This is a genomic window from Vibrio sp. Vb1026 (assembly GCF_033338745.1).
Classification (GTDB): Bacteria; Pseudomonadota; Gammaproteobacteria; order Enterobacterales; family Vibrionaceae; genus Vibrio; species Vibrio alginolyticus.
The window spans coordinates 117069-129945 of record NZ_JAWOTH010000006.1; the positions used below are offsets into that span (position 1 = coordinate 117069).

The following is a 12877-nucleotide window of genomic DNA, read 5'->3' on the forward strand; positions in this document are numbered from 1 at the left end:
TTCTTGTTTTAGTTGGTAAGCCGCTTTACTAACCCACTCGCGCGAGTGGTTTTCACCTTAATGCCTCGCTTCAGAACATTGAGTTCGGCGTAAAGAGCTAAACGCTTTTTCGCGCGGGTAATGCCTGTGTAAATCAACTCACGGGTTAATATCGGGCTAAAGTCTGGTGGCAAAATCATCAGGGTGTAATCAAATTCACTGCCTTGCGATTTATGGATGGTCATAGCGTAAGCCGTTTCATGTTCAGGTACTCGGCTTGGCAAGACCGATTTCACACTGCCGTCAGGTAACTCGAAAAAGACTTTCAAACGCGGTTCTTCTTCACTGTCATCTCGCATGCAAATACCAATATCACCGTTATACAAACCTAAACCGTGATCATTACGCGTAACCATGACGGGTCTGCCGTGATACCAAATTTCATCCTGAACTTGAATGAACTTGCGCGCCGCGAGCGCTTTCTCAATGCGTTGGTTTAGCCCAGCCACACCGAAGTCACCTTCACGGATCGCGCACAGCAGTCGGCATTGGTTGAAGGTATCTAACACCGCTTTGGCTTTGTGCGTTAGCGACTCTGGCTCTCCGGTTTTAGGATCAGTTTCCTGTTGTCCAATGCGTTTGAGGTAACGACCGTATTCCTGCACCAACGTCTGCATCATTTGGTTGTAATGTTGACTACTTAGTGCGAAATGTTCGATATCGGAAAAGTCACGCGCCCAGACGTTATCTACGCTCGCAGCAGAACCGGAATTAACCGCTTTTGCCAACTGACCAATGCCTGAGCGAGCGTCAAATCGGTAGCTCTTTTGCAGCATACATAAACTATCAGCAATGCTAGATGCACTGTTACCCGTATGGGCTAAAGTATCGAAGCCCGTCAGTTTTGCGATGGCTGACGCCTGCTCTTTGCCATAACCCAACGCATGGAACGAACAGATATCACCCAACACTGCCCCTGCTTCAACTGAGGCAAGTTGATCTTTATCACCTAGCAAAATCAGCCGCGCATGTTTCGGTAAGGCATCGACCACTTTATACATCATTGGTAAATCGACCATCGACGCTTCGTCGATAACCAAAATATCCAAATGCAGTGGATTTTGCTTGTTGTGACGAAATTCTGCGCTATTAGGAATCGCACCCAGCAACCGATGTAAGGTACTCGATTCAGTCGGAATTTTGGCTTTTAGCTCCGGAGAAACTGGCAGCTCTTGCACCGCTTTACCAATGGACTCGGTTAATCGCGCCGCCGCTTTCCCCGTCGGGGCCACCAGCTTGATGGTTAGATTTTTCTCTTGCGTCGCCTGTTCAATCAAAGCAGCAAGCAATTTGGTTACTGTCGTCGTTTTACCCGTACCAGGGCCACCAGAAATCACAGCAAATCGACGAGTTAACGCAACCGCCGCCGCGACTTTTTGCCAGTTCACACAAGCTGAGAGTGGCACGAGTTCATCCAGTATTTGCAAATCTTGAACCTTGCGCGCATTGCTAAGCACGGAATCAATGGCGTGCCAATCCAACGATTCGCTTGCGACCACATCAAGGTGGTCACACACCAATTGCTGACGCAACACTTGGTTGCTGCTTCCCGCTTCTACTGCTTTGCCCAACGCGTTAAACAGAAAATGGTATTGGCGTGCGAACAGATGGTTGAGCAACTCCGATAATCGCGCAAACTCTTGTGGTTGCAAGTTAACTGCGGCGCCCAGCTGATTGAGCTTTTCCGCCAGTGTCACTTCATAATGCCAATAGCGATGCAGATACAGACGCTCACCATCGAACATTAAAGGCAAGGCTTCTCCTTGCGCGCCGACCACGCTGGAATTTTGTAATACTTGAATCCAGTCTATGCCTTGCAACTGTGTGTTAAGCGCCAATGCCGACTCACCAAACAGCCCTAGCTTACTGGCTAAATCCGTAGTTTGCCCTTGTGCATCGCACAGAGACAGACAGATATGTCCTTTACCAAGCTCACTACTGACAACACCAGCGATAAACGCCAGTGCTTGGCTGTCCGACTGTTCATCATGCGTTTGAGAATCAATAAAACAGGCGAATTGGTAGTCGAGCTGACGAATAGCACCTTTGTGCGCCAAGCGTTCCAACACTACCAATAGGCTATCTTGGTCAGAATGAAGATTGTGATTTGTCGTCATTAAAGTAGCTCCATCTGCCCGGCTTGAGTTGAGCGCGTTTCAAGTACTTGACCATCAATCAAACGATCCATCTCTTGTAAGAACTCGAAAGTTGGTTTCGCGGCAAAAATGCCGTGGTCACTCTGCCCATCCATGCCGCGCAAGAACAAGTAATACACGCCACCAAAGTGCTGTTCATAATCATAATTGGCCAATCGGCTGCGTAGGAAACGATGCAGGGCTAACGCATAAATCTGGTACTGCAAATCGTAGCGGTGATCTGCCATCGCCGATTTCAGAGCCTCACCATGATAGTGCGTCACATCGTCGCCAAGATGATTCGATTTCCAGTCAAGCACGTAGTATTTACCTTGATGTTCAAACACCAAGTCGATAAAACCTTTGAGCATGCCTTGCACGGTTTGGAAACCTAAATCCCCCGCTTTCGCCGACAACGGATCGTGACGTTGAATGACTCGGTTTAACGCCGGTGCAGACAAAACTTCAATCGGCAGCAAAAATTCCATCTCCACCAAACGTTGCGACGGTGCTTTTTGATTCAGCAGCAAAGACTTACCATCCAACGGCGTTGCGAGTACGGTATCAATCAATTGCTGTAAAATAGGTAGCCACTCTTCATCGAGCTGTTCGCTTTCCATCAAGCCAAGGATGATTTGTGTATTCTCTTCCGTAGTGGCTGGCTGAGTAAATTCAACTTCCTCAAACAAGCTGTGCAGGAACGTACCCGGACGCGCACCACGAGGGAAGGTAAAAATAGAGCGCTCTGGCTCCACCAAATCCGCTTCGTCTTGCTCTTCAGATGAGTCGATATCAAAACCCGTAATCTCAATCGTGGCATCATGCTCGGCGTGATGAGAGCCTTGCTTGACCAAGCCAGAATAACTGGTGATGCGCCAGTTTCTATCGATAGGGTTTTGCAGCTCTTTCGCGCTAAGATCGTGTATTTCTTCTTGTGGCGCTACGTACTTCTCTTCGAGTTGCTGCGGCGGATCGGCCACAACGACACAATCAAGCTCGTCTTGTTGCTTTGTTAAACCTTGTTGCAAATCGTTAATGCCACCTTCTTGACCATTTTGAATCAAATAGCCAATCGCACTGCGGTGTACACCAGTTGGCTCTTTGGTCGAACGGCCATTGCGCAAAGGTGAGGCACCGATAAAACACGCATACACAGCTCGCGTTAGTGCTACGTATATCAAGCGTAAGTCTTCCGCCAAACGCTCTTTATCCGCGTGCTTCATGGACGCATCGTTGCCAGTAATATCCAGTACCGTGCGGTCATTGGCTGCATCGTAATATTTGGCTTCACTGGCTTCTCGATAGCTGAACACAAACGGCAGAAATACGAGGTCATACTCCAAGCCTTTTGATTTGTGAATAGTTACGATCTGCACTAAGTTACGTTCCGATTCTAAACGTTGGATTTGGTCATCACTGCCACCCAAACCGTTTTCCGCATCACTGATAGACTGAGCGAGCCAACGCAGTAGACCGTGATCGCTGTCCAGTTCATTACTGGCTTGTTGAAGCAGTTCACCGATGTGCATTAAATCGGTAAGCACTCGCTCACCATTTTCACCCTGTGAACTCGCGCCTTCTTCTAGTAATCGCTCGGCAATATGGCGTTTGCTGATCACCGCCCGCAGCATCGGCAGCACACCACGCTGAACCCAAAGTTTGCGATATTCTTTGAATTCGTTTACGGCGTTTTCCCACACAATTTCATCGTTATTAAGTGCATCCAAACTTGCTGCATCAAGGGCAAACAGCTCAGAGGCAAGACTTGCACGCAGCGCACGGTCATTTTCTGGAGTCAGCACCGCTTGCAGCAAACGCTGTAGATCCTGCGCCACTGAACTGGTAAACACACTGTCTCGGTTAGACAGGTACACGCTGGCAATGCCTTGTTCAGCCAGCGCTTGTTTGATCATTCGACCTTCACTACCTGTTCGAACCAACACCGCGATATCGCCCGCTTGAACCGCTTTCTGTTTTTCGCCATTCACCAGACACGCTTGCCCCTGTTGAGCCTGCGTCAAAATAGTTTGGATTTGGCTTGCAGTCGCCTCTGCCATTCGAGTCAAATACTCGCCTTTTGGTAGCGGTTTATCGTCCGCTTCTTGCAACCAATAAGTCAGCGCCGGTTGCTTTTGGCCACCCATAGTCCAAATGCGTTTTTCGGCATTGGGACTGTACTTAACGGGTAAGAACGGAATATCTGAATCATAGATAAATGGACTGTCTGGCAAAGCAAATACTTGGTTTACCGCCTGCACCATATCTGCGCTAGAACGCCAGTTGGTTCCTAACGTATAGTGGGCACTTACTTGGTTACGCGCTTTGATATAAGTGAAAATGTCTGCGCCACGAAAGCCATAAATCGCCTGCTTGGGATCACCGATCATAAACAAACCACATTCCGGATTATTCAGATAAATACGGCTGAAAATACTGTATTGAAGCGGGTCGGTATCTTGGAACTCGTCAATCATTGCGACGGGATACAAAGTACGAATACGCGCCGCTAAAAGCTCGCTTTCGTCCGTATCGATAGAAGCAGAAAGTTGCGTCAGCAAATCATCGAAAGAGAGCCACTGTTTTTGATTTTTCGCGTTGGCCAGCATTGCACGACAATGCTCAATCGCATGAGCAAGCAGTGGCGCTTTTAAGCTGATTGGATTGGCAAGAAATGTTTCAATGGCTTCAAATACCGCATGCTGCGGCGCACTGCCTTTCGGTGTTTTTTCCAACAAGACGTTTTGCGCGAATTTCTCCAGCTTGTCTGGATAATCGTAACCTGTAGTTTCCGTTGCAGCCCAAGCGCTTACCGCCTCCAACCACGTCGGCAGAGACTTTTTGTTGTAACTTCTCGGATTTACATCTGAAGACGAAATCAGCGTTAAGAAGCCATCTTGGCTTTCTCGCCACTGTGCTTTTAATTCATCAATTTTTTTCAAATTTTCAGTATGAAGATCAGCCAAACTGCCTTTCATTGCTGGAACAGAAAGGCTTAACGGCGCACCAGTTAAGTAATTGCTGATGTCAGACAACAACGCAGATGGAGAGCCCCATAGCTGGCGAATTTCTCCAGCCAAGGTAAATGGCAACGGGTAGAAATTGCGGCGCCAGTAATCGGCTACAACTTGCGCTTTTAGGTGACTTTCATCGGTCACAAACTCGTTATTAAATCGGCTGCCAGATTCAAACGCATTTTGCGTTAGCATACGTTGGCAAAAACCGTGAATGGTGTAGACCGCCGCCTCGTCCATCTGACGCTCTGCCTGCAATAAAATTTCTGCGGCTTGCTTGTGATCGTCAAACTCATTAAGCAAAGGTTGGATCACCGGGTCGGAACTCTGTCCACGCGCAAACGCGATTCGCGCATCATGGATTCTTGCCCTGATACGATCGCGTAATTCCGCAGTTGCCGCTTCGGTAAAGGTTACAACCAGAATTTGGTCGACCGTAAGCGGTACGCGATGTCGAGTTTCCGCGCTGCCATGACCAAGCAAAAGACGCAGATATAAACCTGCAATAGTGAAGGTTTTACCTGTACCTGCTGATGCCTCGATTAACCTCGCACCGTGCAGAGGAAACGTCATCGGTTCTAGTGGCGTTGGTTGAGGTTGCTCTGTGCGGTCTAACGTATGTAGAGGACACTCTGCACCTGACATTTGATCCATAACGCTGAATCTCTCCGGATTATTTACTAGGACGTATCACCTAATAAATGTGATCTATAGTTAAAAATTCTATTAATATGTTTAACAAGTTGGATAATTTAGAGCTTTGTGAGATCTTTCTCACGGTTATCCATAAGACGTACCGTTAGTATGCGCCCCACGAGATAAGCCAAACCTTTTTGGCGGCACAACTCAAATGAATTAAACAAAAGTATCATGGTCCCTCTGACCTTGTGGCCGTACAGCGAACGCCCTACAAAAAATAATGATTTTCTGGCGGCCACCCTACTCTTCCTTCTCTTTATCCAGCTGTCTTTATTACGCTTTTACATCATCAGCGTCTTGAACCGCTAAGCGCGCACCTTGCAGTACTAATGCTGTCAGCAAACGAACTTCTGAGGCCAACTCATCATTCCAAGCAGGCCAAATTCGAGAGATGTACGCATTACTGCCTTCGCCCGGGCTCATGAAGCCATCATTGAATGCGTCAGCCATTTTCTTCAAAGATTTCTCTTCGTAATCTACCCACTGACCGCGGCTAAAGCCCGCTTCAACACAAGCCAACGCCGTTTTCGGGAAATAAGGCAAAGGCTTAGTCATGCCTTCGAAAAATAAGCGAACTAATTCAGTCAGTAGCTGTTTGGCATACTGCGCATCGGCAATTTCTGGGTAGATCAAATGCAGCGCGCCTTCTTTACGATCGTAACCAATGATGTGAGTTTTCTTAGCATGACCCGACGCCGACATGGCAAGGTGATCGATCCACGCAGCAAGGTAATCCTGCGAGCGAATCTTACCGCTTCTATAGCGAATCAAACCGGATTGGTAGCATTGAGTCAGCCAACCTGTTAGGCGAACGTTTTTCTCTTCGCCTTCATTTCGCTCAAACAAGGAATCAAACGTCAGGTCGATTTCCAAATCGTCTTGAGGCGCACCAGATAAAAACGCCAGTTTATCCACCAGCTCTTCCGCCTGAACTCGGTTAGTTTCAAATTCGATATCACCAAACGCCCCCACCGGCAGTTTGCCTTGCGCGCGCTGTTGACTCATAAAGTGTTTAAGTACCTCTGTTTTTTTCTCTGGCTGCATCAATGTCGTTTCAAGCAAGGTTTCTAACAGCTCATCACGCATTTGATAGCTCTCCAAACCACCTAAAACAAAGGGTTCGTCGTCCTCCATCACCGGTAGTGGCGGTTCAAAGATTACTTTTAAACGACGATTGAAAAAATACTGCACAGGTAAGCGCCAGAAACGTTGCAACTCGACTAAGTCGAGCTCAAGTGGGAACGTCGCTCCTAACAGATAGTCGTCTAATGCCCGATTAAAATCACGACGAACATAGCCTTGCGATTGACTACTTTGAGTTAATGCCGCTGGAATCCACTCTTTCGCGTAGCTGGCGTGCATGCCTTGGAACGCACTTGGGCTAAACGGCACCATGGCGTGGGTATTCACCAACGCATTTAATAAGTTGTCGCCAGGCTCATCAACGGGCAACGCTTCATCACCACTTAAACAATAGTTTTGGTGGCAGTATTCCATCAGCTCAGAAACCAGAACCGAAGGTACTCGCTCGGTATTGTCTTGGATTGAACGGCCAACATAACTGATGTAGAGCGTTTGCTGTGCCGATAGCATTGCTTCGAGGAATAGGTAACGGTCATCATCTCGACGCGAACGGTCGCCCGGTTTGGTTCTTCCGGTCATCAAGTCAAAGCCTTCTGGCGGCATGGAGCGTGGGTACACGCCGTCATTCATCCCCAGTAGACAAACGGTTCTAAACGGAATAGAGCGCATCGGCATCAGGGTACAAAAGTTCACTTGACCAGCCAGGAAGCGCTGGCTGACTCGTGTGCCAGATAATTTGTTTTGAAGGTATTGGCTGATGATCGACGGCGACAACGCATCATCAAATGCGGCATCAGCTAATTGCTCTTTGAGTTGGCTGAGCGTATCGCGAATGGATTTGAGCGCCATTTCGCCTTCTAACTCAACTGAGAAGAAGTCATCCAGCAGTGAAACCAAAGTCTCTCGCCAACCATCAATAGTCTGAACATGAGAAAGTTTGCTTCGATAAGTGCTAATTTGTTGGATAAAGTGTGCCAACTTGCCCGCCAGCTCTGCACCCATGCCTTGCACTTCGTTGTACGGAGATAAACTGCCTTGCTCGGTTTCAAACAAACCTGCGGATTCTGGCATCGCGTAGCCAAGCAACATGCGTTGAATACCAAATTGCCATGTGTTTTGACGGGTTTCCGGCAGTTCAAATTCGCGTCCGGTATTGGCATCCAACCCCCAGCGAATCCCCGATTCCTCAACCCATTGTTTGGCTTGTAAGAAATCATCTTCGCTGAGTTCAAAACGCTTTAATATCGCCGGAGTTTCCAAAAGTTCGAGTAGTTCTGATGCCAAACAGCGCGTATTGGGTAAGTTCACCAACTGCATAAATGCGGCCAGAATTGGGCTCTCTTGATCGGCGGTTCGGTCAGAAATCGAATAGGGAATAAAACGCTCACCCGGTGCGTTACCAAAGACCGCCTGAATCGCAGGGCTGTAAGCGTTGATGTCCGCGACCATCACGATAATATCGCGCGGTTTTAACGTTGAGTCAGCATCGAACATCGCCAATAGTTGATCATGCAGCACTTCCACTTCACGCATCGGGCTGTGACAAGCGTGTAGGCTCAGTGATTTATCACCCAAGCTAACCACTTGTTTGTGATGACTGTTTTCAATCTGTTGGTCATCTTGATGTTCTTCAAGATTGAGAATATCCGCTTGCAATTGATGGAGCAGACTGTCGCGCTCAACATCAACAAAGGCTTCAATTTCATGAGATTCCAGCTGAGACAACAGATACATATTGTCGCGCCCGAGTTTACCCATGGACGCCAACAGACTGTTTCCGACCACATCGGTGTGCAGCTCATCGATCACATTATCTTCCAGTGATCCTTTCAGTTGCTCAGTTTCACCTTGCACTTCCGAGTGATCGTCCTGCCACACAACGTGCTGACGATGTTTCGCCGCCAAACGAGCCAGATATTTGCGATCTCGAACTTCACCCCAGTAATAACGACAAGGGTTAGTGAACATCAGATGCACGTCGATGTGTTCGCCAATTGCTTTTAGCGCATCCATATAGCGAGGCGGCAACGAAGAAATGCCAAAAACAAACAAACGCTTGGGTAAATGGTCAAAATTGCCGTTAAAACTCGCTAACGTGTCGATAAAGTGCTCATAAAGGTTGGCACGGTGATATGGAGACTGCCCTAACGACACAGTGTGATCATACAACGCTTGCCATAAGATCGGCTGCCACGGATGCTCATCTTCCAACTCTGCCACACTCTTCCCGGCTTCCCAACTTGCGATCCATTCCGGACGATACACCAAGTAACCATCGAAAATATCGGCAATTTTCTCAGCCAGCTGATACAGCTTAGAGTGGTCACTGTCATCTTTGAGGTACTGCGCTAACGGCGAAAACACCTCTTGGTTGAGAAGCCCCGGAAGCAAATGCATCAACTTCCACGTCATCGCTTCTTTGTTAAACGCACTGCGTTTTGGCACGTCTGGCAATACCTGCGTAAACATTTCCCAAATGAAAGTCGCAGGGAGCGGAAAATCAATGTTCGCGGCAACACCAAACTCTTTGGCCAATTCCATTTTTAGCCACTGGGACATGCCTGGACTTTGAACCAGAATTTGTTCTTTTTCGAACGGGTTTTCCAGCGGACTGATTCGAATCAGTTCGACAAGGAGTGATTTAAGAACGTCAACTTGGTTGGAGTGATAAACAGTAAACAAATTGGGAATACCGAGCGCCGATTGAAACTGTTAGCTAGCTTAGCACAGCCCTATTTAAACCCGCAGTGATCTCGCGTTCGGAAAAAACAAAAGGTTATATATCACTCAAATAGAGTATGAATCTTCTGAATTTTCACATGTCAATCAAGTCTGACACTTCCATACAAAATGTGACATTCGTCGCAACTATTCCATAATAAAAAACACTGTTTTATACTCCCTCTACCCATAATTTATAAACAAACAAAAAGTATGTTTCGCAAACTGTCTTCCAACAGCGCTTGGCTGATTGCTTTTTTTGCTTGCTTTGCAGTGTACCTGTCGATCGCTTGTTATCCTTTTGTGTTGTCTAACAATCAGAATGAACCGCTAACCTTGTTGCAAGGTTACTATTTGGTTTCGACTCAATATGGCTGGCTGGGCTTGATCGCTCTTCCATTTATGTTGTTGAGTTTATTGCTCTCTTTTCTACCGACTCGAGCATTCAAAGGTATCGTGATCGCTATCGCGATCTGTCTATTGATCATGTTTAAAGTCGATATCCTCGTTTTTCAGCAATACAAACTTCACATCAACGCCCTATTAATCCGTATGTTTTTCGAAGGTGGCGGTGATGTCTTCGATATTTCTTGGATGAGTTGGCTTATCTTCGTCAGTGAAGTTGCCGTTCTGGTGATCGGGCTCGCCTGTACCGTTTGGGTAAGTAATCAACTGTCAGAAAGCCGAGCTAAGTTCGTTTTGATCAGCGTTTGGTTTGCTGTATTGCTTAGCACACAGATGATTCATGCGTACAAAAACGCACTTTACGACGATGAAGTCAGTCAGTTTTCGAATAACTGGCCACTTTACTACCCGCTGACGGCTCGTAAATTTATTTACAAACACGACCTAGTGGATGAGAACATTGCATCGAAGAACCGCGTAGAGTTAACCAACATTGAACGTAGCTCACTCAACTACCCGCTTGCGCCGATTCAAGTGCAAAGCAAAGAGAAACAGCCCAATGTTTTGTTTATCTTGGTTGACGCGTGGCGCTACAGTGATGCGACGCCGGAAGTCATGCCAAATGTCAGCAAGTTCGCCGAAAAAACGGTGAATTTCACACAACATATGAGCGGCGGCAACTCAACTCAAGCGGGTATTTTCAGCCTGTTTTACAGCTTGCCCGCGACCTACTGGGAAAGCTTTTACGCAAGTCAACGCTCTCCTGTGTTTATGGATACGCTGCAAGCAGAAGGCTACCGCATGGGCATTTTTGGCTCAGCACCGCTCACCAGTCCGCCACTCTCTCGCACGGTATTCAAAAAAGTGTCGGATTTGACCCTGAAACAAACTGGGGAAACAGCTGTCGAGCGCGATCAGCAGATAACAGACAAGTTCATCGAGTTCCAAAAGCAGGACAGCGACAAGCCGTACTTTGGTTTTCTGTTCTACGATGCCGCCCACGGCACGGTGTTTCCTGAACCTGAATTTGCGAAATTCAAACCATACTGGGAACGCGTTGACCACATTTTGCTCAACAACGATTTTGACGCTTCGCTTTACCACAATCGATACAAGAACTCGTTGTACTACATCGACAGCTTGATTGGTGATGTGCTGAAAAACGTCGACTTAGACAACACCATTGTGGTGATTTCATCAGATCATGGTGAAGAGTTTAATGACCATAAGATGAACTATTGGGGCCACACGGGTAATTACAGTGACGTTCAAGTGCATGTGCCTCTTTACGTGTACATGCCAAATCGTCAGCCAGAGCAAGTTGATTACCGCACGATCCATTTTGACGTCGTGCCAACCATGATGAATACGCTGTTTGACGTTCAAGGCACAACGAGTTCATACAGCGTTGGTCATAACTTGTTTGATAGCTCTGCCTCTCGCGATTGGTATATTGCAGGCAGCTACTACAACTATGCATTGGTCGGCAAAGAACTGATGCTTGTGGTCAACCCTGGCGGGCACTCTCAGCAACTGAATCGCCAGCTAAAAGTCGAGAAAGAACAGAAAGTTCCTGTCGATATCATTCGTCATTCTCTGGATGAGATGTCGCGATTTTACAAAAAAGGCTAGCGTCCAACATCGACGCCGATTGAAATAAAAAAGCCTCTTGGTTGTAAGACCAAGAGGCTTTTTCCTATCTGCTATTTAAGCGTGATGAGCGTGCATCAAGCGTGGCTGAATCAACAAGTTGTTGATGTATTGTAAGGCCACATAAGAGACAACAAATGTTGCCACAATCAACTCAAGACCAGCTAAGCCTCGCACTTGTTGAACATAGTGCGCAGCCAATCCTTGCAACTCCATCCAATTCGCCATTTTAAACAGCGCCGTCGCACCGATCACCATCGGGAAGGTAAACGCTGCATAGCCAGGGCTGAATGGCAGTCTAAGCAATTTAAAGAACGCGAGATATATGATGGCTGTCATCAATACCGCGATACCAAATAGCATAGCGATGATCACTGGTGATGGTGTCGCAGTGACCGTTAAGTACCCTGCCAATGATAGACTTGCTGGCGCCGCCATAATTGCCATGGTTGGTTTTGCTGCATCCGGAATTTCATGGGTAAACATGAAACGGTAAATCATCATCGGCAACATGATCGCGTACGCCACCATACCAAACATCAATGCACCTTGTGCCACTGGTGCTAACATAGGGTTGCCAGAGAAAGACACATCCGCAACGATGATACCCACAGGCGGTACAAACCAACTAGGAACCATGTGGTGCAATTCAAAATCTTTGGCGCGATGGTAAACAAAGCTCACCAAGAATACGATGTGCAAAACCACCGCAATCAGCCAAAGCGCATCGCCAGCTAATGGGTAAAAATGGCCGAGAGAGTTCGATACCACCATAGTGCCCATCGCAAATGTCGGAACCACGCTGCCCACAACCGGATGAGCAAGATCTTGTCTCAATAGATGATTATGTAGCAAAAACTTGGTTGCCAATATAGCCAACAATATGCTCGCGATACCCGCACTAATCCACTGTCCGTAGCCATGTAATTCGGCGAAGTTTTCCCAACTCCAGCCCAAGCTTGCAATACCAAGAGCCAAACCCGCCATTGGAGTTGGCGCTCCCATTACTTTTGCTTTTGTTCTTTGAATCATGATGACCTCAACCAGACTCACTCTTGATGAGACGTATAATACGCTTGCACTTCGTTCCGATATATCTAATTATTTAAAACAAACGTTCAGAATTACTTAACG

Annotated in this window: 5 protein-coding genes; 1 reads left to right on the plus strand and 4 read right to left on the minus strand. The window is 47.2% G+C overall.

Going from position 1 to position 12877, the window contains the following annotated elements:
• Positions 1-8: 8 nt before the first annotated feature.
• The 3 genes from recD to recC form a co-directional block, all read right to left on the minus strand.
• Positions 9-2156 (minus strand): exodeoxyribonuclease V subunit alpha, encoded by a 2148-nt coding sequence (recD, locus tag R7E47_RS11850; protein ID WP_171344504.1) that lies wholly within the window; start codon positions 2154-2156, stop codon positions 9-11.
• Entirely contained in the window at positions 2156-5830 is a 3675-nt protein-coding gene (gene recB / locus R7E47_RS11855; protein ID WP_318084323.1) for an exodeoxyribonuclease V subunit beta, read from the minus strand. Before recB ends, recD begins: the two co-directional genes overlap by 1 nt.
• Positions 5831-6157: 327 nt before the next feature.
• Positions 6158-9649: an exodeoxyribonuclease V subunit gamma gene (gene recC, locus R7E47_RS11860; protein ID WP_318084314.1), complete on the minus strand. Its 3492-nt coding sequence runs from the start codon at positions 9647-9649 to the stop codon at positions 6158-6160.
• Positions 9650-9901: 252 nt separating this feature from the next.
• Between recC and R7E47_RS11865 the strand changes: the two genes are divergently transcribed.
• Positions 9902-11725 carry a DUF3413 domain-containing protein gene (locus R7E47_RS11865; RefSeq protein ID WP_318084315.1) on the plus strand — a complete coding sequence of 608 codons (1824 nt, stop codon included), beginning with the start codon at positions 9902-9904 and terminating at the stop codon, positions 11723-11725.
• A 75-nt stretch (positions 11726-11800) separates the two neighbouring features.
• Here R7E47_RS11865 and R7E47_RS11870 read toward each other — a convergent pair whose 3' ends face one another.
• Positions 11801-12775 (minus strand): TDT family transporter, encoded by a 975-nt coding sequence (locus R7E47_RS11870; protein ID WP_017636010.1) that lies wholly within the window; start codon positions 12773-12775, stop codon positions 11801-11803.
• Positions 12776-12877 lie beyond the last annotated feature (102 nt).